Below are 22,995 nucleotides of genomic sequence, written 5' to 3'. Positions count from 1 at the left end.
TACGTCAAAAAAATGGGCTCCTGAAGCAGGAGCCCTGTAATTAAATGAACCGATACACTTATTTGATCTCTATCTCGCGGCGCACTGCTTTAGCTTCTTCGCGTTTAGCGATATCGATGCACAAGATGCCATCAACGTACGTTGCCTCAATCTGGCTGTGATCTGCGCTGTCAGGCAATGTGAAAGCACGTACAAATGAACCGTAGCTGAATTCTCGTTTACTGTAATTTTTTTGACTGTCTTGTTGCTCCGCTGTTTGCGCTACAGATATGCTCAGGCTATTGCGCTCCAGGTTCAGTTTGAAATCTTCTTTCTTTAAGCCCGGCGCAGCCAGTTCCACATGATAGTGTGACTCGCTCTCGCTGATATTTACAGCAGGCACGCGGCTCATCATACGGTCGTTAAAGAAAGTGTCGTTAAAGATGGAATCAAAAACATCATTAAAGCCTGGCATTAATGAGTTCGCAGTTTTGTTATTGAATTTAACTAAGGTCATGGCCTTCTCTTTTAAAAGTTGAACAAAAAATTAATTAAACTATAAAACACCATTTACAACTGGTGTGCCAACTCTTCACCAATGAAAAATTTGCAGATTCATACTGAAAAATTTACAGCATCAGTGTCAAATTTGAAGCGGCGATTAGCCCTAGAGATAACGGTATATTGTGTACCGGTTATTTACTTTACTTTTACATCGAAAAAGATTGACCAGTATGATGGATGAGACGATACAAGAAAAGCGTGAATCTGGCGACGATGGACTACTACCGGAACTGGTTATCGCGCAAATGGCGCTTGATTCCGCTAATGTAGGAATCTGGGCGATGGATGCCGCAACGCGGAATTTCCTCCCTTCCAAACGTACCAAAGCGTTGTTCGGGTTTTTACCGGAACAAGAAATGTCCTTTGACGATGCACTGTCAAAAGTCGTTGACAAGCACAAACGCTCCTTCCTGGCTACGGTAGAAAAAGCGATCAAGCATCGCAGCAATCTGTATGTAGAATGCCCGGTGATCATTGCGCCCGACCAAAAGCACCGTTGGTTAAGCATTACCGGTGGGTTTAGCACAACCGATGAAACCAACAGCTATTTTTCCGGGATCGTAATGGATATTACGGAACAAAAACAAAACGACCTGCGCCGCAGCAAGTTTATCGGCATGGTGAGCCATGAACTGAAAACACCCCTAACTGCGCTAAAGGCGTATGTCCAAATGCTCAATACCTGGGCAAAAAAACAAAAGGATAGTTTTACGATAGGTGCTTTGTCCAAAGTGGAAAAGCAGGTTAAAAAAATGCTCCATATGATCAACAGCCTTCTTAACCTATCAGGCGCTGAAGCTGGCAAGATCCATTTGAAGAAGGAATTTTTTGATATGGGCGAGCTGATCAGTGAGGTCATTGAGGAAACTATATTTATTACCGCATCGCATAATATTACTGTAGTACCATTTGAGCGCATTTTGGTCAATGCAGACCGCGATAAGATCGAACAGGTGTTGGTAAATCTGCTGAGCAATGCCGCGAAATATTCCGTCAAGGAGGAACCTATTGAAGTTGCCTGTTTCGTCGAGAACAATACGATGACCGTTAGCGTTCGTGACCATGGCATGGGTATTTCAAAGCAAGATATAGATAAGCTTTTTACGCCTCATTACCGGGCGGAAACAAGAGAAACAGAAAAAATCGCCGGATTTGGCATCGGACTTTATCTTTGTTCGGAGATCATTCAAAGACACCAGGGTAAGATATGGGTAGAAAGCGAACGTGATCAGGGGAGTACATTCAAATTTTCGCTTCCGATTAATTAGTGGCATAACCAACAGGCAATTCTATATCGAACGTAGTACCGACCCCCAGCTTGCTATTTACGCTAATTGTCCCAATAGGTGTATCGACATGAGTTTTAACTGAAAACATACCAGGTCGTTTTCTTTCTACATCTGTATGAAACCTTATATAGTTAAAAAATTCCTCACCATAGCGTTCTATATCGATATCACGGCATTGTCGGTGAACCGGATGTGGCCATTCTGGCTATATTGATAAAATCCAAGAATTTACCCAATTTGTTTAACATAGCCGGGCTCGACATGTAAACGAACGATAGTAAGCAGTTCATCCAGATTAAAAGGCTTATATAAGATACCATCGCAATTGCCGGGGTTGCTGGCATCGGCGCGACTGAAATAGGCAGAGAAAATTATCACCGGGATGTGACGGTAGGCTGGATCGCTTTTTAAAGTCAGGCAAAGGTCAGCGCCATTCGTGTCTGCCAGCCGATAATCCAGGAGGATGAGATCGGGAGAAAAATCCGCTATCGCCTCCATTAACTGGTAACCAAAGCTGATGTCGAGTACCTCATAATTTTCGTATTGTAAGGCCTCTGTGACAACCTCCAGGATTGCCTCATTATCATCAAGTATTAAAACGCGTTTATTAGTCATAACAAAGTATCTGGCCTAATAAAACATGTGCAGGATAAGAGAATGGAAACTTAAGCGGTACGCTATTAAAGTAGGAATGTGTTTATATATAACAATTCAAGCCGGAAATGTTTGATTGCTAAATTAGCTGTTGTTAAAGAGCTCAATAGTAATATTCAGCTTTCACATTTAATACACTGTGTCTGCTAAAATATCCGCCCTATCTTTATTTACTACGATAACAACACCCACATGAATGCAAAATTACCAATTGTCAATATTGGTATGCCATTTGTAAACCTCAGTTATCTACTTACATAAACTTATAACCATGAGATCAATATTGTACATTATCGCCGTTGTCCTGATCATTGGATGGGCAATCGGCACATTCGCTTATGCGGCCGGTAGTTTAATCCACGTTCTATTAGTTATTGCAATTATTGCATTAGTGCTGGGTTTCCTGCGCAAGGATACAACAGTCGTTTAGCTTAACGGAATAATAAATCTGAAAAGCCCGGACGTTAACGCCGGGCTTTTTGTCATGATGTTGAACAGTTCTTTTTATTACTGAAGTCATCAGCCCGCTGGCCCGTGTCGCTCACTGGAACTAATTCCTGTTTTGCGAAAGTTGGATTAGTATAATGTGGCCACACGAATGCTTCCTAATCTGCGCAGCCTATGAACCGGATGAACAGCAATACATTGGCGGCGTCAAATTACGGGAAGAATATTTTGACAATTTAGAATTGATGGGTGATGATAACCCGTGTTTTTCAGGGGAGTTGCACTTTAATGGCTTCGCATATTTCAAGTGTCGTTACCTTGTTACCGCCTATTTGAAGGCGAAATATGGCAGATTTTCGACCTATTACGGAACGGCTGAAAAACTTGCGTCTATTAACTATTTAGTACTTGCTTAATCATGTTTTAAGCCGCGTAACGCCTGACATAACCTACCAAATCTGTTAAATCAAATGGCTTAGCCAGAAAATCATCCGCGTTGCATTCTTTTTCCCGAAGGGCGTGCCAGCCGTGGCTGGCGGAAATAATAATAATTGGGATATCTTGCGTAGTTGGCATTTGCTTTAGTTCCCGGCAGATATCCCTTCCATCCCGGTCACCGAGCTGAACATCAAGTAATACTATATCCGGCTGTATTTGGTGAACTGTGTCTACAACCGCCTGTCCGTTATCCAATCCGGAAACATGATAGCCCTCAGATTCCAGGACCATCATGATGATTTCCCGAATATCCTGATCATCGTCTACAACTAAAATCTTTTTGGCAGTGGCTAATTTATTTGTTTCCATTTTAATATTTATTTTAGTCCGCAGGCACTTCAAATGATAATTGCCTTTCTCAATTCTTACATCTGAATTTTATAAGCAAATGTCAAGCCACCATTCTGACTTTCAATATATTCCGAATTAATCAGATTATTTCAGAGGTAACACTGCATATCCCACACAATAATTGTTCTTGTTTTTTCTAATTTTATCCGAGCAGTATTTAACTTCTTCCCAAACTACTTCCCATTTTTACGCCAATTAAACGGACGGCCGCAGGTTACACAAATTTTCTGCGGGAGGTCTTGCTTCTTAACCCTTTTCATTCTTCCATTGTTTTTTTAAACGGGCATACTGCTCGTTCGCTTCTGCCGCTTTCCAACTGGCAAAAAAAATGGCCGCGGATTTCGCTTTCTCGTTTTCACCTGTCCCTTTTTCTAAAAGTTTATAGTCATTCTCTTTGTCATATTTTTTACCACCTTTATAATTGGCATAACGCCGTGCGCGGGTGAAACCCATTTGCAGGTATTTGCGTGCCATATCAGCGCCGACGAAATCATTGTCAGCAAGGTAAACCGAGAATAATTCATAAATCTTTGCGCTGCTTTCTTTGGCGATTTCCACGGTTTTAAATCGCCAGTATTGGCCGATCTCACTTTTATAAGGTTCACAGATCAGAACGCCCTGTTCGCGTTTTCCAACACGATACAATTCCGGTTGCACGCGATAGTCGACGTTAGGATTCCAGGCGTAAGCCTCTTTGTTGAAATTTAAATATGATGGGGATTCTGTCATATGGTGACCGGCTTTTTCTTAACCGCCAGCTTTTTTGCCAGGCGGTTTTGTTTCGGCTCTTCGTCCCCAAGGATAATGCCCCATGCTTTAAGGCTTTCAACCCGGTCAAAGATGATTTTTAGGACCGCTATTACCGGTATGGATAAAAACATACCGGGGATACCCCAAACCATTTCCCCAATGATGACCCCCAATACAGTAATGAGCGCATTGATCCGGACTTTGGAACCCACGACCAGGGGCAATAAAATATTGCTGTCTATCAGGTGCGTGATCACCAGCGTAATTATGACATAGATCACGGTTCCTTGTTCAGGCGATGTAGCCAGCGTAACTGCAGAACTTAAAACCAGCGCTGTAAAAATTCCGATATAGGGTATAATATTAAAAAGGCCGGTTATTAAACCCAGCAAGATCGCATATTTAACGCCCAGGAACATAAATGCAACGCTCACTACGATGGCGACAATGGCCATTTCAATCACGATCCCTATTATATAATTCCGGATCATAAATTGCACTTTTTCAATGATATCATGTACAACTTTTTTGTTGTCTTCTTCAAATACGGTCTCTAAAAAGCGCATGATCAATTTGCGGTACAACAAAAAGAAAAAGGTGTAAATAAAAGTAAAAACCAAAAACAGCAGCATTCCCGACAAGGACAATAAAGTAGCGCCGACAACTGATCCGCCGGAGGCAACTACCCTGTTGGTTGTGTTCGCTACAAAGGTAAGCTGCTTATGGCGGGTGACATGAAAGCTGGAACGGATCCAGTCCATCATGTCATTTTGCGTTTTGTGTAATTGATCCTGGAATTGCGGCCAGTCGCTTGCCAAGTTTGATACCTGCGAACCGATTACGTAAAGTAAGCCCCCAATACAAACAAGCAGACTTAAAACGGCGAGCATCGAAGCCGCGCTGCGCGGCAAGCGGAGCTTGTTCTCCAGAAAAGCGGCAAAAGGCAGTAACAAAATGGAAAACAAGCAGGAAAAGATCAATGGCGAAAGGATCCCCTTTGCGATGATCACGATCCATACCATAGCAATCAGGCTAAACAATACGGCGGCCAGTTTTAAATAAAACGGCAGGCCCTTGAGTTGCTGAATATCCACGGAATTAACTTAGTTTTTCTTTTAAGGTATGTGCAACTTCTGCTATCGCATAATCCTTAGCCCTGTTCATAAATAAGGAAGGATTGTCCAGCAAGTCATCCAGTATGGATGTTCCGTCTATGCGTTTTCTGGTAATAAAGTAGATGGCGTAAGCTGTGCCTGCGCCTAATAAAAAAGTCTTGATCGTGCCCATAAGTTTTTCATTAACCTAATCAAGTATGGTGCCATCAAATTTATTCAGCAATTTCGATCCAAGCCGGCGCATGATCGCTGGAATGTTCCCATCCTCTTATTTCCTTGTCGATGTGTGCTGATCGCAAGCGTGGCAGGAGTAGTTTGTTTAATAGAAAATGATCTAACCGCAAACCAGCGTTTCGCTCATAAGCATGTCTAAGGTAATCCCAAAAGGTATAAACAGCTTTGTCCGGGTACAATTCGCGGATCGCATCCGTCCAGCCCAGCTTAAGTAATGTATGAAAAAGCTTTCGCGCCTCCGGCCGGAACAGCGCGTTTTCGATGTATTTCTCTGGCTTGTAAGTATCCAGGTCGGTCGGCATGATATTATAGTCACCGATGAGGGCCACCGGTAAATTAAACCCTTCCAGCTTTTTGGCATGAGCCGTCAACCGTCTGATCCAATCCAATTTATACTCAAACTTTGTCCCGGGAAAAGGGTTGCCATTTGGCAGGTACAAACAGCCGATCACAATCCCATTTATAAAAGCTTCGATGTAACGGCTATGGCTGTCATTTTCGTCGCCGGGCAGGCCACGCCGGGTTTCTTTGATTTCGAATTTAGATATGATCGCCACACCGTTCCAGCTTTTTTGTCCCTGCCAAATGGCGTTGTAACCCGCCTCTAATAAAGCACGTTCAGGAAATTTATGATCCTCTGTTTTGAGTTCTTGCAAACATACCACATCGGGTTGCGCATCTGCCAGCCAGCGGAGCAGATTGCCGATCCTTCCGTTGATTCCGTTAATATTATAAGTAGCGATTTTCACAAAAGCCTAACAAGCGGTAAGCGATCTTAGTTTCACCGGTTCTGAAACAATGGCGCTGTCAGGCTGTTGGCAAATCATGAGTACGAGAACTGAATTTTCCGGTTTTGTCAGCGTGCGCGGGGCCAGGGAGCATAATTTAAAGAATGTTAGCCTGGAGATACCAAGGGATGCACTGGTGGTTTTTACCGGTATCTCCGGTTCGGGAAAATCGTCCCTTGCTTTCGGTACTTTATATGCCGAGGCGCAGCGGCGTTACCTTGAATCCGTTTCACCTTACGCCCGGCGCTTATTTAACCAGATGGCTATTCCGGAAGTCGATGAGATCGAAGGGCTGCCTCCGGCCGTTGCCTTACAGCAGCAGCGGGGTTCGGCCAGTACCCGCTCGTCGGTTGGCAGCGTAACGACACTTTCTAATTTATTAAGAATGTTGTACTCCCGTGCCGGTGATTATCCTCCGGGACAAGGTATCATTTATGCCGAGGCCTTTTCACCCAATACGCCGGAGGGTGCCTGCCCGGAATGCCACGGCTTGGGAAGGGTTTATCAGATCACCGAACAAACCATGGTGCCAGACGATTCATTGACCATCAGGCAAAAAGCGATTGCCGCATGGCCATCAGCCTGGCAGGGTCAGAACCAACGTGATATCTTAACCACGATGGGTTATGATATTGACGTTCCCTGGAAAGACCTGTCGAAAAAAGACCGCGACTGGATACTATTTACCGAAGAACAGCCGGTAGTGCCGGTTTATTCCGGGTACAGCCATGAAGAAATTCAGCGTTTCATCAAAAATAAACGGCAGCCTGACTATATGGGCACTTTTACCGGTGCCCGCCGTTACGTGCGGCATACTTTCGCCCATACGCAAAGCGCATTGATGAAAAAACGGGTGTCGCAATATATGCTCAGCAGTGAATGCCCGCTTTGTCTGGGCAAAAGATTAAGACAGGAATCGCTGAGCATCAAATTCTCGGGTTATGATATCGCGGAACTGTCTGGATTGGCGCTGAACAAACTGGCCACCATTTTCCAGCCTTATGCGACCGGAGCCTCACCCGCCTTAAAAAAGCTGGAAGGCAAGCACCCGGAAAAGGTGGTCGTTGCTAAACGTATCGCTGAAGACTTTTTAGCCAGGCTCCAGGTAATGCTTGACCTCGGCCTGGGTTATTTGACCATCGGACGCAGTACACCTACTTTATCGCCCGGTGAATTACAAAGGTTAAGACTGGCAACGCAAGTGCGCTCTAATCTTTTCGGTGTGGTTTACGTACTGGATGAACCCTCCGCGGGCTTGCACCCGGCTGATACCGAAGCCTTGCTCAGGGCGCTTGATAAATTAAAGGCGTCGGGTAATTCGCTGTTCGTAGTGGAACACGAGATCGATGTCATTCGCCACGCGGACTGGATCGTGGATGTAGGTCCGGCAGCAGGTGAAAAAGGTGGTCATATCTTGTACAGCGGGGTGCCCTCAGGTTTAAATGACATCGAAGCGTCGCTGACCCGCCACTACTTATACGGCAACCCGAAGAAAGTAACCGGCGAAGCCAGGGTGCCTAAAGACTGGCTGAAACTGGAAGGCGTTAGCCGCAATAACCTGAACGGACTGGATGCCGCCTTTCCGCTGGGCGTACTGACCAGCGTGACCGGCGTTTCCGGCTCTGGTAAAAGCAGCCTGGTGAGCCAGGTTTTGGTGGAACTGGTCGCGGAACATTTAGGTGTACAGCTGGATACTACCGGCGAAACGGAAGCCGACCCGCTGGAACATATCGAAGTGCTAACCCTGGGAGGACAGATCACCCACGGCATGAAACATATTAAAAGACTGGTGGTTGTTGACCAGAAACCCATCGGCCGGACACCGCGTTCCAACCTGGCTACTTATACCGGCCTGTTTGACCATGTGCGTAAATTATTTGCAGCTACGCCCATGGCCAAAAGCAAAAAATATGATGCCGGCCGTTTTTCTTTTAACGTCGCCAAGGGCCGCTGCCCGCACTGCGAGGGCGAAGGTATGGTGATGGTGGAACTCTTATTTTTGCCCAGCGTCTATACGCCCTGCCCGACTTGCAGTGGTACGCGTTATAACCCCAAAACGTTGGAAGTTAAATATAAGGAAAAGCATATTGCCGAAGTACTGGCTATGACAGTAGATGAGGCAGCAAATTTCTTCGACGAAGAACCGTCCATCAGCCGGGCATTGGAAGTGGTAAGGGAAGTGGGTTTGGGCTATCTGCGTTTAGGCCAGCCGGCCACCGAGCTTTCGGGTGGCGAAGCGCAACGCATCAAGCTGGCAACCGAGCTGCAGCGCGCGCAGCACGGGCAGACACTTTATATTTTAGATGAACCGACTACCGGGCTCCATCCTTCAGATGTAGAAAGATTAATGCTGCAGTTGAACCGTTTGGTGGATGCGGGCAATACGGTTATCCTGGTCGAACATGATATGCAGGTCATAGCAGGGAGTGACTGGGTGATTGATATTGGTCCCGGTGCCGGAGACGAAGGCGGGCGGATCGTAACTGCCGGTATCCCACAGTCGATTGTAAAAGTAAAAGCCAGCCGCACTTCCTCTTATCTAAGTAAATACCTGTGAACAGGCTAATAATCCATCCATTCCAGCCGGCTGATTTCAAAACCCAAACCAATCGCCTTTTGTAAAAAGCGCTGTTTCATTTCCTCGGGCATACTGTTTTCGCGGGACAGCAGCCAAAGGTAGCCCATGCCGCTGCCGGACACCAGCGTATATTGGTAGTTTTCATCGATATCCAGCACATTATAGTCCAGGTAGATCGGCAGGAAATAAGCGACTTCGAGTCGACCGAGTGTCTGGGCTCCTTTAAACTTGATCGTGCCGGTCGCTTCCACCGGTTTGTTCTTAAACGCATTGAAGGCACGGGTGACTACTTTGATCGTCCCGTCTTCATTCAGCGAATATTCCTCTGTCAGGTTCCGCAGGTCTTTTTCGATCAGGTTTGGCAACCGGGCCACTTCGTTCCACCTGCCCATATACCGCTCCTTATCGAATGGATCAACAATAGCGCCCACCGGAATTTTCTTTTTCGGCCAAAGGGCATAAACGATACTTGCTACGCCTGCCACCGCCGCGACACCGATCAAGGCTTTTCCTTTTTTCATAACTTAGTCTTTGATCACCACATCAGTAGCTGCTTTAGCTGCTTTTTTCGGCACAATGGTTTTTTTGCTGATCAAACCGGCTGCCTGTTCGCTTACACCTTCCTTCAATCTATCCTTCATTTGCTTACGATAAACAGCACCTTTTTCCGTGAGGAACAACCAGCCCAGGCCAATGCCAGCGGTTACGCCGACCGCAAGGCCGACAATCAGACTTGTATGATCTTCTTTCTTAAATGGATTCTTCATATCATATGAACAGCAACATTCCTGGAATGTTCATATTTAAATATCGGGTTCTTCGTAACGCTCTATAAACACCGCCAGATATGCCTGCTCCGCTATGCTCAATACCCGGCCTGCGAAATGCTTAACGCTGCCATTTTCAAATACAAAATGCCCCAGATAGTCTGGGTTTTGTTCATCCGGCAGGTCATCACGCGCCTCGTCAAGCTCCGCAGGTTCGGTGAACAAGTGCGTCTCCTCTCCTACCGCATCTTTATAAACTTTGAACACACCTGTTGAACGTAAACACTGCTCTCCATCTTTTTCAAGTACGGGTTCAATGATCACGTAGCGGTCGCTGCCGTCTGTCTGCGGGATACTGGTTTGTACCGGGTTTATCATATTAAGCCCCTTTCTTAGCTGACAAGCTGTTCATCAGTTGATCGTAAAGATCGTCACTTTTTGCTTTTACCGGTTTGAGTTTCTTGATTGTCGGACGTTTGCCCTTCGCCTTTTGCTCAATGATCTTCAGCAACTCCGTATGGTATTCATCCTTATATTTAGAAAGATCCAGTGGCTCCGCGTATTGGTTAATCAGCGCCAGCCCCATATCTAACTCTTTTTTACTGACCGTAATATCATCGTCCAGGTTAAGTTCGTCCTGATCACGGATCTGCTGCGCGAAACGGATACGCGTCACCACGATAGCTTTATCCACCGGATGAACAATGCACAAACTTTCCGTACTGCGAAGTACGAATCGCGCTAAACCGGCTTTGCCTGATTTTTTGAGCGCTTCCAACAAAAGGGCATAAGCTTTGTTTTTCTTAGTGGCCGGTTCCGTATAATAAGAAGTTTCATAATACATCGGGTTTACCGAAGCGACGTCCACAAAGCTTTCGATCTCGATCACCTTGGTTTTTTCGGGAGCCGCAGCCTCAAAATCAGCCTCTTCAATGATCACATAGTCATCATCGTATTTATAACCCTTTACGATTTTATCATAAGGGACTTCCTTTTTGGTATTTTCATTTACGCGCTGAAACTTGATGTGCGCATGGTCGCGGCCATCAAGCATATCCAGATCAAGCCTGGTTTCTTCAACAGCAGAAAATAATTTAATGGGTATGCTCACAAGGCCAAAGCCGATTGAACCGGTCCAGATACTTCTCATTGCTTTAATTTTCTAATGTTATCGTTGATGCCTTGAGGATGATGTGCCTCGATCTTATCGGCCAATAGGTGCAATATTTCCTCGTCTATACTTCCAGGGTTTTGGCAGATTTGTAAAAAATCATGGACGTCAGGCGTAAAACTGGCCACATAGGCTCCGTTCTCGTACACCCTGTATTTGCATTTATCATAATCGTGATGAACATATTCGCCTACCTCGAAATGATGCACTTCTTTAGCCAGGCTTATCGTGATCGGGTAATTCTCCATAGGAGTATAACCTTTAGCCTGGGTTATTGTTTACTATCAGGCAGTGATAAAAGAAAGCTAACTTTCTGGTGGGAAAAGCCAGACGAAAAATACAAGGCTCGCCTATCTTAAAAGTCTTGGAGCCGTGAGATTTGTGCCCAGTTCTTTATTCAATTGTCTGATCATGTAGTCGCACATTTCAGGACTATTATTCTCGTCAAGCTGATGTACGAAAAACCACAACGTTTGTAAGCCCTTTTCTTGCCAGCTTTTAATCCTTTGCACCCATGCGTCTGCACGTGTGTAATCAGTCTGATGTAAATTACTTCCCACGAAACGGATCATCGTATGTGGTGTTGGTAACTCCATATGAGCACAATCTCTCCGGCCAGCGGTGTCAGTTATCACGGCACCGATTTTCAAGTCGTGCAACGTATCAAAAAGTTTTTGTCTGGCTACCTCATCCTGAAACCAATCCTTATGGCGAACCTCCAGGAACACCGGAGTACTTGTTGGCAAAGTTTCAAGGTAAGTTTTCAAGTTATCGAAACTTTTAGGACTGAAGTTGTCTCCAAGTTGTAACAAGAGCGCCCCAAGCTTGTCACCAAAACCATTTATAGATTCGTAGAATTGGGCTGTCTGTAATTCCGCATTTTTCAGGCGCCTTATGTGGGTGATAGCTTGGGGAAATCGGGGACAAAACTTAAAATCCGGACTTTCATCAACCTGACCTGTCCATCTTTTCACATCCTCCGATTTGGGAATACTGTAAAACGTTGCGTTCAGTTCTATGCTGTTAAATTGTTTACTGTATTCATTCAAAAACTGTTTTTCGTTCGTTTTTGGCGGATACACCCGACCTATCCATCCCTTATTGCCCCATCTCGGACATCCAACATGAATACTTATCGGATCACTGAGTTTCGACGCTGCGAGAGTTTTAATAGTTAAATCAGAATCAACCGGTAACACGAAGTCAATTTCCGCTAGTTCAAAATCTTCAACTCTGCCAAATTCCATATTGCAAAGTAAACAGTTAAGACTACAAGTTGTACATATAGTTGATTTATATTAATTTTCATTTGACGACGTATAACTTAAGCTATCGGGTGAAATAGACAATTTTAATTAAAAAATATACTTGAAAAATCAGCCATTGTGGCTGTAAATTTTTAATTTAGAGGTAATGGCAAACCCTGTTATTGGATTCGGGATAGCATATGGCGATGAATTGATCTATTGTGAAGCATGTATGGCTGAACGGAGTTATGATGTATATTTTGATGGAAAGTGGACAGCATCAGTTGAACATACAGACCAATTCAATTGGATTCAAGCCTCAGGAGCAATATTGCCACAAAGTATTATTGACGAGATCGGGCAAAAGATCGAAAGTCACTATAATTAGAAGCACACTATACTATTTTCTACATTTGTCATATGCCAGAAATTCCAGACTTAAACATATTCAGTCAAAATTTGAGTAAGCGCCTTATAGGCGGAACGCTCATTCAGATTGACGTACCCGTACCCAGGAAACTCAAGGTTCCGGAATTTGCTTTGAAAGAAGCCTTTGAAGGACAAAAGTTAATAGGTATTACCAGGGAAGGCAAGGAATTACATTTCGCATTCGAAAACGGACATGTGCTAGGCCTCCATTTGATGCTGCATGGAACGATGTATTGGTACGATGGTAAGAATGAGAACAGATTTACAATCGCTGAACTCTTGTTTTCTGATGGGACAGGATTAGCCATTACAGACTGGCAGAAAGCGGTAATCATAACACTCGACCCGAAGCCTACAAAAGTACCAGATGCTTTGAATATCCCGGACGGCTACCTCATTGCAGCATTAAAAAATACTGCCCACCCTATCAAAACAGTTTTAACAGAGGGAAAGGTGGTGCGGGGCATTGGCAACGCTTATGTCGACGAAATTCTTTATTGGGCAAAAATATCACCGTTTTCCAAAGCGAATAAACTTCCTGAAAAGAAGGTTGACGTCATCATCAAAGCTATCAAGACTGTCTTAGCAGATGCCGAAAGCCATATATCAAAGATATTCCCTGATACGATCACGGAGAAGGAACGTGATTTCCTTCAGGTGCATCTCCCAAGACACGAGCTGACCCCCTCCGGCGAAACAATTTTAAAGGCTGAAATAAATTCACGCAAAACCTATTACACAGAAAGTCAGGAACTCTTCGAGTAAATTCTACCCAATGATCCCCGTATCTGGAGAATTGTGATGTTCGGGGAACGATAAAACAAAGGCAACGATGCGTTGTCTTATTATTAGTTAACAATCAACAATATGATCATTGCGACATCCTCCCTCGAATTGACACGCGCAGACGGAACTAAGTTATACGTCGAAATAGCGCCTGTATCCTACCAGGAAGAAGACAAGTATGTTTATACCGGCATTTATCAATTGCAGGCGACGCGCCACGACGATCCCGCCGGTGAATATACCGAAGACAACCCTGGAGACACCACAGAGATTGGCTCATTTGCGCACAAACAGGACGATAAATATGAATGGGTTTATCTCGGGGATTTTCTGGATGAGGAAGAGCAATCACAGATTGCTGATCATATCCAGCGGCTTGAAGATAAAGATGAACCTGCGGGAAGTTTTTATGTACAGGCATTCTATCATGGCGGCATGAACAGCTTTGAGGTAAAAGCGCAGGAAGGCAGCTATACTGTTGCTTACGATGGTAAGGTCATCGCGGAGTTGCAGCATAAGGAAAAATGGGAACAAGTGAGTGGTGATCCGTTGGATGAAGATGTTTACATTTCGGTCAAACAAGCGATTGAAGCAAAATTTAAGTAAATAAAGGAGGAAGAAATATGCCCTGGCACAATGGAGATTACCCGCCATCTTATAAGAACCAGCCCAAGCACATCCGAGACAAAGCGACCGAGATCGCAAACGAAGTCCTGAGCACCACAGGTAACGAGGGTGAAGCCATTGCAACCGGCCTTAAACAGGCAAGGTTACATTTTGCGAAACTAAAAAAGAAGAAAGAGAAGGATGAGTGACGATAACTTCAAACGTTTTTTAGATGCTCAACAACGTGATTACGCCACGGCTTTATCAGAAATAAAGGCAGGCCGTAAACGCAGCCACTGGATATGGTACATTTTTCCACAGATCGGCGGGCTGGGTTACAGTGAAATGTCGAAACGTTATGCGATCAAGGATCTGCCCGAGGCTATTGCCTATCTTGCACACCCCGTCCTGGGTAAACGTCTGATTGAGATAGCAGCTGCCTTGCTGGAATTAAAGTCTATTAGTGCATCTGGTGTCATGGGCAGCCCTGACGATTTGAAATTGCGTTCATCCATGACCTTATTTGCACAGGTGCCCGGTGCGGACCCTGTTTTTGAAACAGTACTTAAGAAATATTTTAAGGGAGAGATGGACAAGGCTACTTTGAAGTTGCTGTAAATGATTGCAGGATCAAATATAGTTCAGGCTTTTTATAAATTTGTATATGACCATTCCGATCAATTTACAGATCAAACGTTCCGATAATACCTGGGATATTATCGAAGCTGCGCCTTTGCTGATCGAAGAAGGCCGCGAACTCATTCCCACCGGCACGTTCCAGCTTTATCGGGGCTTCCCCGAATTTGAAAGCACACTCTTCAACTATGAAACCATGCGGGAACGCTATGTGGAAAGCCTCGAACTAACAGGCGAAAACAATCCAGGTTATCTTGGCGAGCTTCATTTTACCGGAATCGGTTTTTTCGAATGGAAATACGAAGGACTACAATTACAAGAAAGCGAAGTCTGGCAGATTGTTGACTGTATCCAAGACTACGCTGCCGGAAAAAAGCGACCTATGGCGAACGGGATCATCCTACCCAAACCAGAGCAACCCGAAGATAAATCGCTTTTTTTCAAATACGGTAAGAATCAAATTGTGAGCGAGGTGCGTATTGAAGAAATGGAAGGCCATTTTGTAGTTCTTGTTAACGGCGACCCTATCGCGCAATTCGAACTGCTGAAAGAAAACTGGGAAATTACCAGCGGTGATATAGACGACGCCGATCTAAAAGAAGAAGTCATACGCCGGATCATGGCGAATACTTAACGGTTATCCAGAACACTTAACAATTCTTCCATCTCCTTGTGGTTCCCGGTAATTTTGCCGGCCAGTTCTTCCTGTTCGGTCAAACTCAACTTCTCACCGTCATAGATCCAGTTGTCCTTCGAATCAATCAGGATACGTCCAATCCAAGCCTCTTCCATTGCATCATACAGATGATAACCCTCGCCATCGTTCGGAAAAATTCGAACCCACCTGCCTGCACTGGTTTTGGCTGTTTTCGTAACCTCAGGAAACAATTGACTTTTCATAAAACAAAAGTGGAGAAAAAAATGTAGAAAAGATAGAAGAAATGCTAAAAATATTAGCATAGCTTTGTAATCCTCAAAATTGGCTAGCATGGTACCATATAATTTACAACTCGAACTTAACGCCCGACAGGTAACAATATCTGCCGAACAGCTTGATCAACTCGCTGATGAAGCGGGCTTTATGCGCTATCAGATCAAGACGTTCAATGATAGTTCTGTGGTTTATGTGAACATAGAAGATGTGCCGCAATTACCGAATACTCCGCAAGAAGCAGAAAACCTTTTTGAAACTATCAATTATCCGGATCAAAACATCGGGTATAGTTTAGACAACGTTTTTTCGGTCGATGAGGTGGTCGCTATTGCCAGGGCTATTCGGGAATATAACAGTAGTCGTAAACTAAACTTTGATCAAATGCATTTTGACTTTTAAAATTATAACCATGACCGCTACGAAAGAAGAAATTATCAGCAAGCTCCGGCAGGATATGATCCGCTGGGAGGGCTTCCGTCCGCCGCAGCCCGGTGCAAGCAATGACCTGGGCCTTGGCCCGGTAGCCGAAGCTTTTCCGGACGGTGTATTTCCGACGGGCGCGATCCATGAGTTTATCAGCAACTGCCCGGAAGACTCTGCCGCCAGCGGCGGTTTTATTGCAGGCCTCGTTCAAAAATTATTGAGCAGCGGAGGCGCATGCCTATGGGTCAGTTATACCCGCAGGATATATCCACCGGCATTAAAACTGTTTGGGGTAGATCCAGACCGTGTTATTTTCGTGGATGTACCCATGCAAAAAGATGTGCTTTGGGTAACCGAAGAAGCACTGAAATGCGAAGGAGTTGCTACCGTGATTTGCGAAACAAAAAATTTAAGTTTTACCGAATCACAGCGATTACAATTGGCTGTAGAGAAAAGCCATGTAACCGGTTTTGTCCTGCGAAAAGATGTAAAAACAATCAACACAACAGCCTGCGTAACGCGCTGGCAAATCCGCCCTGTGCGCAGCCAGTTAAGAACCGGCATGCCCGGCGTCGGTCATCCGCGCTGGCGGGTCGAATTGCTTAAGGTCAGGAATGGAAGGCCAGGTATCTGGACGGTGGAATGGAAAAAGCAAACATTCCAAACAGTTGTAATACCTCAAATTATCGAAAAAGCCCGTCTTTATGCCTAAGCGTTTTGCGTCCATATGGTTCCGGCATTTACTAACAGACCAAAAGGCTATCCGACAGCCAGGCCTGAAAGGGAAGCCTTATGTCTTTGCCGAACCGAATCATGGACGTATGCTTATAACAGCACTAACGGATGAAGCCCGCAAATATGGCGTGACGGAAGGTATGACTGTGGCAGATGCAAGGGTGATTGCGCCCGATCTCCAGGTGTTCGATGGCAAACCTGGTCGTAACTTGAAATTGCTGACCGGCCTCGCAGAATGGTGCCTGCGTTATACACCGCTTGTACAGACAGACCCGCCAGATGGCTTATTACTGGATGTGACCGGCTGCACGCACCTGAAAGGAGGCGAAAAAGCTTATTTACAGGAAATCGTGTCCCGCTTAAAAACTCTCGGCTATGACGTTCGTCCTGCAATCGCTGATACAATTGGCGCGGCATGGGGTGTAGCACGTTGCGCAAACTCCGGACTCATCGTACCCGAAGGCGGGCATCGCAATGCACTCATGACCTTGCCACCTTCCGCGCTTCGTTTGCCATTGGATCAGCTCCTAAAGCTGCGCAACCTTGGTATGCATCAGATCAACAGTTTTATATACATGCCCAATTCAGTTTTGCGCCGACGCTTTGGTAAGAATATGGTTTTACGTCTACAGCAAGCGCTCGGGCAGGAAGTGGAATATCTTTTTCCGCTTAAAGAACCCGTGCCTTATAGTGAGCGGCTGGAATGCCTGGAAGCAATTAAAACAAGACCGGCCATAGAGATCGCCCTGAATGACTTACTTGAAAGAATTTGTAAGAGGCTTTACGGTGAAGGGCTCGGCTTGCGTTCCGCTATACTCACCTGGTACCGGGTTGACGGTAAAAATGGAAACCTCGCTATTGGTACCAACCATGCCAGTAACCGACCGGAACATCTTTTTAAATTGTTTTTTAACAAACTGGATAGCGTTGCGCCAGGTCTGGGTATCGAATTGTTTGTTTTAGATGCCCCCAAAACGGAGCCGGTCAGCGATAAGCAGAGTGAAATCTGGTCTGCAAAGGGTGGCGCGGACAGCGAAGAGGTGGCAGAATTGCTTGACCGGGTGGCCGGCCGGATTGGCATCACGCCTATTCGTCGATATTTACCCGGCGAACATTACTGGCCAGAGCGCACTCCGGCACCAAGTGCGGATTTAAAAAAAGCACCGGAAAGCGAATGGCGCACGGATAAACCGCGTCCTATGCAGTTACTCGATCATCCCGAAGCCATTGAGGCGATGGCGCTGACTCCGGATTATCCACCCAGGTTATTTATCTGGAGGGGTGAGCAGCATGTCATTGTCGGTGCCGACGGCCCTGAGCGTATCGAGCGGGAATGGTGGCTTGATCCGGGTGAACACCGGGATTATTATATTGCTGAAGATGAAGCCGGGCGTCGCTATTGGCTTTTCCGATCAGGGCATTATAACGCAGAAAATAATCAGCACTGGTTTTTACATGGCTTTTTCGCATGAGTTACGTCGAATTACAAGTGACCAGCAATTTCAGTTTCCGGCGTGGTGGCAGCCATCCGGAGGAACTCGTCGACCAGGCGGCCGATCTGGGCTACGATGCTATTGGTATCACTGATCGGAACACTTTCGCGGGTGTTGTGCGGGGTTACCAGGTTGCCAAAGACAGGGATATACGACTGATACCCGGTGTTCGCCTCGACCTGCTGGATGGACCAAGTTTGTTGGCTTATCCCACAAATAAGGATGCATATGCCCGACTTTCCGCGCTTCTTACACTCGGCAACCTCCGTGCTGAAAAAGAAAAATGCTATATCTCCAAGAGAGATGTTTACGAGCATTCCGAGGGCTGCTATTTCATTATTATACCACCTGACAAGCTCAGCCAGGATTTTGAATTTGAGTTTGTGTTTCAGCACCATGTAAAAGATTATGAGGAAAATCTGCCAAACCTTTATTTAGCGGCAACCAAGTATTATACTGGCGACGATGCCAAGCGCTTATTTTTATTAGCCGAATTAGGCATTCCCTTAGTTGCTACCAATGACGTGCATTATCATGATGTCGCTCGTCGTGAGTTACAGGATATCCTTACCTGTGTGAGGGAAAAATGCACCATATTTAATGCCGGGTATAAGCTACATCAAAATGCCGAGCGTCATCTTAAAGAAAAGGAAGAGATGGAGCGCCTTTTCCGCAATTATCCGGAATCTATCATCAATGCCCGGACCATTGCTGATGCGTGCAGCTTCGACCTGAAATCACTGAAATATAAATACCCCAGCGAACTGACCACAAATGGCCGTACGCCTCAGCAGCAACTGGAATACCTCGCCTGGAAAGGAGCAAACAGCTTTTATCATAGAAACATACCTGCAAAGGTTAAAAAAGCGCTCGAAGACGAACTGGAGATCATTGCCGAATTGGATGTTCCTGATTATTTTTTGACTGTTGAAGATTATGTATCCTGGGCGCGCGGCCAGCATATCCTTTGCCAGGGAAGGGGTTCTGCTGCGAATTCAGCGGTTTGTTTTGTACTTGGCATCACCTCGGTGGCGCCGGATAAGTCCAATTTGCTTTTCGCCCGTTTTCTTTCCAAGGAACGCAATGAACCGCCTGATATTGATGTCGACTTTGAGCACGAGCGCCGGGAAGAAGTGATTCAATACGTGTATAATCGGTTTGGCCGTGATCGAGCCGCGATCCTGCCGACCGTCACCATGCTTCATTATAAAGGCGCTATTCAGGACGTCGGCCGCGCAATGGGACTTTCCGTAGATGTTGTTAAACAATTGTCGGATGCCTTTGGAGAGTTATCCGACGAGGAAATTACCGTTGAACAAATAGGTGCATTAGGACTTAATGCGAAAGATCCGCATTTGATCAAAGTCATAGAATTGACTTCATTAATGATTGGTTTTCCACGTCAACTTGGCCAGCACACCGGCGGCTTCGTGATAACTGACGGCAAATTAACCGACCTGTGTCCGATCTTTCATGCCCGTATGAAAAACCGTACCAACATTGAGTGGAATAAGGATGATATTGATGCGCTCGGATTTATGAAAGTTGACATTTTGGCTTTGGGTATGCTGACTTGTATCCGAAAGGCTTTTGATCTCGTGCAAAGCCACTATGGAGTTACACTTACCTTAGCCAATATTCCCCAGGACGATTCCAAAGTTTATGAGATGATTACCGCCGCCGATACCCTCGGCGTGTTCCAGATCGAGAGCCGCGCGCAAATGTCTATGCTCCCCCGCATGAAACCCACTTGTTTTTATGATCTGGTAATCGAGGTAGCCATTGTACGGCCCGGTCCGATACAGGGAGACATGGTGCATCCGTATATCAGGCGAAGGAACGGCGAAGAAGCGGTGGATTATCCTTCCGAGGAAATTCGTTCTATTCTTGAGCGCACGCTCGGCGTGCCGTTATTCCAGGAACAGGCTATGGAACTTGCTATTGTTGCCGCTGGGTTTACCCCGGGCGAAGCAGATCTGCTTCGCCGAACAATGGCAACCTTTAAATTTAATGGCATGGTCAGTAAGTTTGAACACAAGTTAATCAATGGTATGACCTCCCGTGGTTACACGGAAGAATACGCCCGCCGGATCTTTAAGCAGCTGGAAGGTTTTGGCAGCTATGGTTTCCCCGAAAGCCATGCGGCAAGTTTTGCTTTATTGGTTTACGTTTCCTGCTGGCTGAAATTTTACTACCCCGAGGTATTCGCCGCGGCCCTTCTTAATAGCCAGCCGATGGGTTTTTATCAGCCTGCCCAAATCGTAAGGAATGCCCGCGAACATGGCGTAAAAATGCTGCCCATCGACGTAAATCATTCCCAATGGGATAATACGCTGGAGGCAAAACAAGGGGAGTATTTCGCGCTCCGCTTAGGCTTTCGGCAGATCGATGGCATACGCCAGGAAGAAATAGACAAATTGGTCGCCGGGAGAATAAAACTTTACACCGCACCTCATCAAATTTGTGATGCCGGTGTCAGCGTGGCCACCATGGAGCGACTTGCTAATGCTGATGCCTTTCGTTCTATGGATCTCGACCGCAGGCGCGCCCTTTGGGAAGTTAGCGCCCTTCATGACCGGCCCGTACAGCTTATGGAAGGACAACCCTCGGAAAGTGTTTATGAGCCGGAGGTCAACCTGCCAACCTTACGGCTGTCAGAGCACGTGGTACAGGATTATGCGACCACCGGTCTTTCGATCAAAGGCCACCCGCTCAGCTTTATCAGGCATAAGCTGGAATCGCTTCATATCAAAACAGCCAAAGATGCCAGCCAAACTGAAAATAAAACGGTTATTAAAACTGCCGGACTAATCCTTATCCGTCAGCGTCCCGGTACGGCTAAAGGAGTTTGTTTCATTACGCTGGAAGATGAAACCGGCACCACTAACGTTGTTGTCTTCCCTAAACTCTTTGACAAATACAGGAAAGAGATCTTACATGCACGTTTATTGATGGTAGAGGGCGTAGTTGAACGTACTGAGGTAACACACATTATCGTGCGCCGTATTTTCGACATTACCAAATTATTGGGCGACCTTACCGCCATCCGTAATGAAAAACAACCTGTGCTCACGTTGTCTCGGGCTGACGAAAAGGCCTCACCGTTTATTCCGATGGAAAAACCTTTAAAGACGCAGCAGCCTGAAGAATTTCTCCACAAGGGAAGGAATTTTAAATAAATGTATTAGCTGAACAAATTGCCCTGTTTATTCATGTCTGGAGTATAATATGTTCTGACGATTTCTTCAACCATTGTCCCTTTTTCTTTTTCATGCAGAACTGGCTCTAAGTCCGCTGGCCAATGATTGAATTCTAATTGTTCTGTATCTATAAAACTGGTGTTGATTGGCGCCAGGTCCGGATATTCTAATGGTGTAGCTTCGAGCGTCGTGCGGTAGTTCCGGTCAATAGTACAGAAATCCAATAACCGCGATGGGATCTGCGTCCGCGCAATTTGTGAAAGACGCTCCTCGCTGGGCTTTTCCATGAGCCATTCCCAGGCAAGATCGTCCGTTAAAATGGAGGGCATCCGTTTTTTTGAATTATGAATTTGCGACATGACATCATTTGAATCGGTAATACCGAACGCCACCGTGTTGACAAACCCACTTGTTTCCGGATCTAACCATTCATTATACAGTCCAGGCATGTAAAAATATTCATGGTCCTTCAACTTTACCTGATAAGGATATTTGATCATTTCCTTCAGCTGCTGGCCATTTTTACCAATTTTAGGAATATGCCTGGATTCCACAATACCTGTTGATAATACCAGGCAACGGCGGTTCTTTGCTGCGTCGGCCCACATGGAACGCTTGCCGTCCTCCTTCACGAAAAGATTCTCTGATTTGAAGTTCAGGGTCGTGTATTTTGCTCGGAAAATATTCGCTTCAGCCCGTGTTTTTATAAATCCAGGCACATATCCCCATTCCGCCTGCACGATATCAAAATCGTTGCCGTCTTCTGACTGAACAAGAATCGCACAGGGCGCATAATTAAATCCGTTATGCACTCCCACATTGAGAAAGTTGTATTTCCGGATTGATTTTTCTATCGCTTTTAGCCGTATATATTCAACCCTGGTAACTTTTTGTCCATTATAATAACACATGATCTAACCTTCCTTTCTTTTAGCCCTTATATATGTGGCAATAAGCTTGCCAATTTGCTCGGCTTCGGTTTGCCAGCCCTGTGGAACCGAAGTCCACCATTTCTTGTTGCCGGCTGCATCAGCCACAGTAATAACGAGCGGTTTCCGCCTATCGCTGAACGTTATATGAAAAACGCGGGTCTCCTTTATCTCGTGTTCACTCACATTTGCAGGCATACCTTCATATTCGATTTTAAATGGTGGCTCAATTTCCCGCATATTTGAAATTAGTAATATTAATTATGGGATTGCACCTCAATATCCGCGTATGTCAAATTCCCATCTTCTTACTGCTGATCAAATTTAAGAAAGCAAAACGAAAAAACGATGAGCAACAAATAGAAGTGGTACCAATTTGCACTGAAAACTCC

The 22,995-nt window shown here is 45.5% G+C and carries 30 protein-coding genes and 1 pseudogene; 14 read left to right on the top strand and 17 right to left on the bottom strand.

Annotation, left to right across the window (positions count from 1 at the left end; all coding sequences use genetic code 11):
- Positions 1 to 58: 58 nt before the first annotated feature.
- Positions 59 to 496, bottom strand: coding sequence for an Hsp20/alpha crystallin family protein (locus AC1DYB_RS29010; protein ID WP_477440248.1), 438 nt, complete (start codon positions 494 to 496; stop codon positions 59 to 61).
- 217 nt (positions 497 to 713) lie between these two features.
- On the opposite strand from AC1DYB_RS29010, the gene AC1DYB_RS29005 reads away from it, so the two are divergent.
- Complete coding sequence (locus AC1DYB_RS29005) at positions 714 to 1,811, top strand: PAS domain-containing sensor histidine kinase (protein ID WP_477440245.1); 1,098 nt, start codon at positions 714 to 716, stop codon at positions 1,809 to 1,811.
- Between the two features lie 249 nt (positions 1,812 to 2,060).
- Here the strand turns inward: AC1DYB_RS29005 and AC1DYB_RS29000 are convergent, their stop codons facing one another.
- Entirely contained in the window at positions 2,061 to 2,447 is a 387-nt protein-coding gene (locus AC1DYB_RS29000) for a response regulator (protein ID WP_477440243.1), read from the bottom strand.
- A 310-nt stretch (positions 2,448 to 2,757) separates the two neighbouring features.
- On the opposite strand from AC1DYB_RS29000, the gene AC1DYB_RS28995 reads away from it, so the two are divergent.
- Entirely contained in the window at positions 2,758 to 2,916 is a 159-nt protein-coding gene (locus AC1DYB_RS28995; RefSeq protein WP_477440241.1) for a lmo0937 family membrane protein, read from the top strand.
- A 154-nt stretch (positions 2,917 to 3,070) separates the two neighbouring features.
- The gene (locus AC1DYB_RS28990; RefSeq protein ID WP_477440239.1) at positions 3,071 to 3,349 is read left to right on the top strand and encodes a hypothetical protein; all 279 of its coding nucleotides are present in this window, start codon (positions 3,071 to 3,073) and stop codon (positions 3,347 to 3,349) included.
- 7 nt (positions 3,350 to 3,356) lie between these two features.
- On the opposite strand, the gene AC1DYB_RS28985 is transcribed toward AC1DYB_RS28990, so the two are convergent.
- The 6 genes and pseudogenes from AC1DYB_RS28985 to xth all read right to left on the bottom strand — a co-directional run bounded on the left by AC1DYB_RS28985 (position 3,357) and on the right by xth (position 6,630).
- Positions 3,357 to 3,740, bottom strand: coding sequence for a response regulator (locus tag AC1DYB_RS28985; protein WP_477440237.1), 384 nt, complete (start codon positions 3,738 to 3,740; stop codon positions 3,357 to 3,359).
- Positions 3,741 to 3,866: 126 nt separating this feature from the next.
- Positions 3,867 to 4,042, bottom strand: a pseudogene (locus tag AC1DYB_RS28980) (DUF2256 domain-containing protein).
- Positions 4,029 to 4,511 carry a DUF4385 domain-containing protein gene (locus AC1DYB_RS28975; RefSeq protein ID WP_477440235.1) on the bottom strand — a complete coding sequence of 161 codons (483 nt, stop codon included), beginning with the start codon at positions 4,509 to 4,511 and terminating at the stop codon, positions 4,029 to 4,031. Before AC1DYB_RS28975 ends, AC1DYB_RS28980 begins: the two are co-directional and overlap by 14 nt.
- Positions 4,508 to 5,626, bottom strand: coding sequence for an AI-2E family transporter (locus AC1DYB_RS28970; protein ID WP_477440233.1), 1,119 nt, complete (start codon positions 5,624 to 5,626; stop codon positions 4,508 to 4,510). Before AC1DYB_RS28970 ends, AC1DYB_RS28975 begins: the two co-directional genes overlap by 4 nt.
- Before the next feature lie 4 nt (positions 5,627 to 5,630).
- Positions 5,631 to 5,819 carry a YtxH domain-containing protein gene (locus tag AC1DYB_RS28965; protein ID WP_477440231.1) on the bottom strand — a complete coding sequence of 63 codons (189 nt, stop codon included), beginning with the start codon at positions 5,817 to 5,819 and terminating at the stop codon, positions 5,631 to 5,633.
- 40 nt (positions 5,820 to 5,859) lie between these two features.
- Positions 5,860 to 6,630 carry an exodeoxyribonuclease III gene (gene xth / locus AC1DYB_RS28960; RefSeq protein WP_477440229.1) on the bottom strand — a complete coding sequence of 257 codons (771 nt, stop codon included), beginning with the start codon at positions 6,628 to 6,630 and terminating at the stop codon, positions 5,860 to 5,862.
- 76 nt (positions 6,631 to 6,706) lie between these two features.
- On the opposite strand from xth, the gene uvrA reads away from it, so the two are divergent.
- Positions 6,707 to 9,226, top strand: coding sequence for an excinuclease ABC subunit UvrA (uvrA, locus tag AC1DYB_RS28955; RefSeq protein WP_477440227.1), 2,520 nt, complete (start codon positions 6,707 to 6,709; stop codon positions 9,224 to 9,226).
- A gap of 5 nt (positions 9,227 to 9,231) precedes the next feature.
- Here the strand turns inward: uvrA and AC1DYB_RS28950 are convergent, their stop codons facing one another.
- The 6 genes from AC1DYB_RS28950 to AC1DYB_RS28925 form a co-directional block, all read right to left on the bottom strand.
- A complete protein-coding gene (locus AC1DYB_RS28950) occupies positions 9,232 to 9,768 on the bottom strand; it encodes a lipocalin family protein (RefSeq protein WP_477440225.1) in 537 nt (178 codons plus the stop codon).
- A gap of 3 nt (positions 9,769 to 9,771) precedes the next feature.
- On the bottom strand, positions 9,772 to 10,014 hold the full coding sequence (locus AC1DYB_RS28945) for a hypothetical protein (RefSeq protein ID WP_477440223.1): 243 nt from the start codon (positions 10,012 to 10,014) through the stop codon (positions 9,772 to 9,774).
- A gap of 36 nt (positions 10,015 to 10,050) precedes the next feature.
- On the bottom strand, positions 10,051 to 10,392 hold the full coding sequence (locus AC1DYB_RS28940; RefSeq protein WP_477440221.1) for a hypothetical protein: 342 nt from the start codon (positions 10,390 to 10,392) through the stop codon (positions 10,051 to 10,053).
- A gap of 1 nt (position 10,393) precedes the next feature.
- A complete protein-coding gene (ku, locus tag AC1DYB_RS28935) occupies positions 10,394 to 11,164 on the bottom strand; it encodes a non-homologous end joining protein Ku (protein ID WP_477440219.1) in 771 nt (256 codons plus the stop codon).
- Positions 11,161 to 11,433, bottom strand: coding sequence for a hypothetical protein (locus AC1DYB_RS28930; protein WP_477440217.1), 273 nt, complete (start codon positions 11,431 to 11,433; stop codon positions 11,161 to 11,163). The genes ku and AC1DYB_RS28930 overlap by 4 nt, the downstream gene beginning before the upstream one ends.
- A 102-nt stretch (positions 11,434 to 11,535) precedes the next feature.
- Positions 11,536 to 12,432 (bottom strand): DUF72 domain-containing protein, encoded by an 897-nt coding sequence (locus tag AC1DYB_RS28925; RefSeq protein ID WP_477440215.1) that lies wholly within the window; start codon positions 12,430 to 12,432, stop codon positions 11,536 to 11,538.
- Positions 12,433 to 12,598: 166 nt separating this feature from the next.
- On the opposite strand from AC1DYB_RS28925, the gene AC1DYB_RS28920 reads away from it, so the two are divergent.
- From AC1DYB_RS28920 to AC1DYB_RS28895, 6 genes are all read left to right on the top strand, one after another.
- Complete coding sequence (locus tag AC1DYB_RS28920) at positions 12,599 to 12,820, top strand: hypothetical protein (RefSeq protein WP_477440213.1); 222 nt, start codon at positions 12,599 to 12,601, stop codon at positions 12,818 to 12,820.
- A 32-nt stretch (positions 12,821 to 12,852) separates the two neighbouring features.
- Positions 12,853 to 13,626, top strand: coding sequence for a DNA-formamidopyrimidine glycosylase family protein (locus tag AC1DYB_RS28915; RefSeq protein WP_477440211.1), 774 nt, complete (start codon positions 12,853 to 12,855; stop codon positions 13,624 to 13,626).
- Between the two features lie 129 nt (positions 13,627 to 13,755).
- A complete protein-coding gene (locus AC1DYB_RS28910) occupies positions 13,756 to 14,253 on the top strand; it encodes a hypothetical protein (RefSeq protein WP_477440209.1) in 498 nt (165 codons plus the stop codon).
- Positions 14,254 to 14,270: 17 nt separating this feature from the next.
- The gene (locus AC1DYB_RS28905; protein ID WP_477440207.1) at positions 14,271 to 14,462 is read left to right on the top strand and encodes a DUF2188 domain-containing protein; all 192 of its coding nucleotides are present in this window, start codon (positions 14,271 to 14,273) and stop codon (positions 14,460 to 14,462) included.
- The gene (locus tag AC1DYB_RS28900; RefSeq protein WP_477440205.1) at positions 14,455 to 14,871 is read left to right on the top strand and encodes a DUF1810 domain-containing protein; all 417 of its coding nucleotides are present in this window, start codon (positions 14,455 to 14,457) and stop codon (positions 14,869 to 14,871) included. Before AC1DYB_RS28905 ends, AC1DYB_RS28900 begins: the two co-directional genes overlap by 8 nt.
- Positions 14,872 to 14,917: 46 nt before the next feature.
- The gene (locus AC1DYB_RS28895) at positions 14,918 to 15,523 is read left to right on the top strand and encodes a hypothetical protein (RefSeq protein WP_477440203.1); all 606 of its coding nucleotides are present in this window, start codon (positions 14,918 to 14,920) and stop codon (positions 15,521 to 15,523) included.
- On the opposite strand, the gene AC1DYB_RS28890 is transcribed toward AC1DYB_RS28895, so the two are convergent.
- On the bottom strand, positions 15,520 to 15,789 hold the full coding sequence (locus AC1DYB_RS28890; protein WP_477440201.1) for a hypothetical protein: 270 nt from the start codon (positions 15,787 to 15,789) through the stop codon (positions 15,520 to 15,522). The genes AC1DYB_RS28895 and AC1DYB_RS28890 overlap by 4 nt on opposite strands.
- An 88-nt stretch (positions 15,790 to 15,877) precedes the next feature.
- On the opposite strand from AC1DYB_RS28890, the gene AC1DYB_RS28885 reads away from it, so the two are divergent.
- Genes AC1DYB_RS28885 through AC1DYB_RS28870 form a run of 4 tightly spaced genes read left to right on the top strand, consistent with a single transcriptional unit; the run spans position 15,878 to position 21,653 of the window.
- On the top strand, positions 15,878 to 16,222 hold the full coding sequence (locus AC1DYB_RS28885; protein WP_477440199.1) for a hypothetical protein: 345 nt from the start codon (positions 15,878 to 15,880) through the stop codon (positions 16,220 to 16,222).
- A gap of 10 nt (positions 16,223 to 16,232) precedes the next feature.
- A complete protein-coding gene (locus AC1DYB_RS28880) occupies positions 16,233 to 16,958 on the top strand; it encodes an ImuA family protein (RefSeq protein ID WP_477440197.1) in 726 nt (241 codons plus the stop codon).
- A complete protein-coding gene (locus AC1DYB_RS28875; protein ID WP_477440195.1) occupies positions 16,951 to 18,453 on the top strand; it encodes a Y-family DNA polymerase in 1,503 nt (500 codons plus the stop codon). The genes AC1DYB_RS28880 and AC1DYB_RS28875 overlap by 8 nt, the downstream gene beginning before the upstream one ends.
- Positions 18,450 to 21,653 (top strand): error-prone DNA polymerase, encoded by a 3,204-nt coding sequence (locus AC1DYB_RS28870; RefSeq protein WP_477440193.1) that lies wholly within the window; start codon positions 18,450 to 18,452, stop codon positions 21,651 to 21,653. Before AC1DYB_RS28875 ends, AC1DYB_RS28870 begins: the two co-directional genes overlap by 4 nt.
- A gap of 5 nt (positions 21,654 to 21,658) precedes the next feature.
- On the opposite strand, the gene AC1DYB_RS28865 is transcribed toward AC1DYB_RS28870, so the two are convergent.
- Together AC1DYB_RS28865 and AC1DYB_RS28860 are read right to left on the bottom strand one after the other, a co-directional pair.
- Positions 21,659 to 22,585 (bottom strand): SOS response-associated peptidase, encoded by a 927-nt coding sequence (locus AC1DYB_RS28865; RefSeq protein ID WP_477440191.1) that lies wholly within the window; start codon positions 22,583 to 22,585, stop codon positions 21,659 to 21,661.
- Positions 22,586 to 22,588: 3 nt separating this feature from the next.
- A complete protein-coding gene (locus AC1DYB_RS28860) occupies positions 22,589 to 22,843 on the bottom strand; it encodes a hypothetical protein (RefSeq protein WP_477440189.1) in 255 nt (84 codons plus the stop codon).
- Between the last annotated feature and the right edge of the window lie 152 nt (positions 22,844 to 22,995).

The sequence above is a fragment of the Mucilaginibacter sp. P2_A4 genome (assembly GCF_056405015.1).
The sequence above is the reverse complement of the archived record's forward strand: the minus strand, read 5'-3'. Positions and strand labels throughout refer to the sequence as shown.

Bases quoted from the DNA above. Each gene is read 5' to 3' on its own strand.
- ku (WP_477440219.1), bottom strand. From the start codon at position 11,164: ATGAGAAGTATCTGGACCGGTTCAATCGGCTTTGGCCTTGTGAGCATA.
- AC1DYB_RS28880 (WP_477440197.1), top strand. From the start codon at position 16,233: ATGACCGCTACGAAAGAAGAAATTATCAGCAAGCTCCGGCAGGATATG.
- AC1DYB_RS28990 (WP_477440239.1), top strand. From the start codon at position 3,071: ATGTGGCCACACGAATGCTTCCTAATCTGCGCAGCCTATGAACCGGAT.
- AC1DYB_RS29005 (WP_477440245.1), top strand. From the start codon at position 714: ATGATGGATGAGACGATACAAGAAAAGCGTGAATCTGGCGACGATGGA.
- AC1DYB_RS28875 (WP_477440195.1), top strand. From the start codon at position 16,951: ATGCCTAAGCGTTTTGCGTCCATATGGTTCCGGCATTTACTAACAGAC.
- AC1DYB_RS28920 (WP_477440213.1), top strand. From the start codon at position 12,599: ATGGCAAACCCTGTTATTGGATTCGGGATAGCATATGGCGATGAATTG.
- AC1DYB_RS28925 (WP_477440215.1), bottom strand. From the start codon at position 12,432: ATGGAATTTGGCAGAGTTGAAGATTTTGAACTAGCGGAAATTGACTTC.
- AC1DYB_RS28890 (WP_477440201.1), bottom strand. From the start codon at position 15,789: ATGAAAAGTCAATTGTTTCCTGAGGTTACGAAAACAGCCAAAACCAGT.
- uvrA (WP_477440227.1), top strand. From the start codon at position 6,707: ATGAGTACGAGAACTGAATTTTCCGGTTTTGTCAGCGTGCGCGGGGCC.
- AC1DYB_RS28930 (WP_477440217.1), bottom strand. From the start codon at position 11,433: ATGGAGAATTACCCGATCACGATAAGCCTGGCTAAAGAAGTGCATCAT.
- AC1DYB_RS28940 (WP_477440221.1), bottom strand. From the start codon at position 10,392: ATGATAAACCCGGTACAAACCAGTATCCCGCAGACAGACGGCAGCGAC.
- AC1DYB_RS28900 (WP_477440205.1), top strand. From the start codon at position 14,455: ATGAGTGACGATAACTTCAAACGTTTTTTAGATGCTCAACAACGTGAT.
- AC1DYB_RS28965 (WP_477440231.1), bottom strand. From the start codon at position 5,819: ATGGGCACGATCAAGACTTTTTTATTAGGCGCAGGCACAGCTTACGCC.
- AC1DYB_RS28865 (WP_477440191.1), bottom strand. From the start codon at position 22,585: ATGTGTTATTATAATGGACAAAAAGTTACCAGGGTTGAATATATACGG.
- AC1DYB_RS28885 (WP_477440199.1), top strand. From the start codon at position 15,878: ATGGTACCATATAATTTACAACTCGAACTTAACGCCCGACAGGTAACA.
- AC1DYB_RS28870 (WP_477440193.1), top strand. From the start codon at position 18,450: ATGAGTTACGTCGAATTACAAGTGACCAGCAATTTCAGTTTCCGGCGT.
- AC1DYB_RS28985 (WP_477440237.1), bottom strand. From the start codon at position 3,740: ATGGAAACAAATAAATTAGCCACTGCCAAAAAGATTTTAGTTGTAGAC.
- AC1DYB_RS29010 (WP_477440248.1), bottom strand. From the start codon at position 496: ATGACCTTAGTTAAATTCAATAACAAAACTGCGAACTCATTAATGCCA.
- AC1DYB_RS28995 (WP_477440241.1), top strand. From the start codon at position 2,758: ATGAGATCAATATTGTACATTATCGCCGTTGTCCTGATCATTGGATGG.
- AC1DYB_RS28915 (WP_477440211.1), top strand. From the start codon at position 12,853: ATGCCAGAAATTCCAGACTTAAACATATTCAGTCAAAATTTGAGTAAG.
- AC1DYB_RS28905 (WP_477440207.1), top strand. From the start codon at position 14,271: ATGCCCTGGCACAATGGAGATTACCCGCCATCTTATAAGAACCAGCCC.
- AC1DYB_RS28950 (WP_477440225.1), bottom strand. From the start codon at position 9,768: ATGAAAAAAGGAAAAGCCTTGATCGGTGTCGCGGCGGTGGCAGGCGTA.
- AC1DYB_RS28975 (WP_477440235.1), bottom strand. From the start codon at position 4,511: ATGACAGAATCCCCATCATATTTAAATTTCAACAAAGAGGCTTACGCC.
- AC1DYB_RS29000 (WP_477440243.1), bottom strand. From the start codon at position 2,447: ATGACTAATAAACGCGTTTTAATACTTGATGATAATGAGGCAATCCTG.
- AC1DYB_RS28895 (WP_477440203.1), top strand. From the start codon at position 14,918: ATGACCATTCCGATCAATTTACAGATCAAACGTTCCGATAATACCTGG.
- AC1DYB_RS28860 (WP_477440189.1), bottom strand. From the start codon at position 22,843: ATGCGGGAAATTGAGCCACCATTTAAAATCGAATATGAAGGTATGCCT.
- AC1DYB_RS28945 (WP_477440223.1), bottom strand. From the start codon at position 10,014: ATGAAGAATCCATTTAAGAAAGAAGATCATACAAGTCTGATTGTCGGC.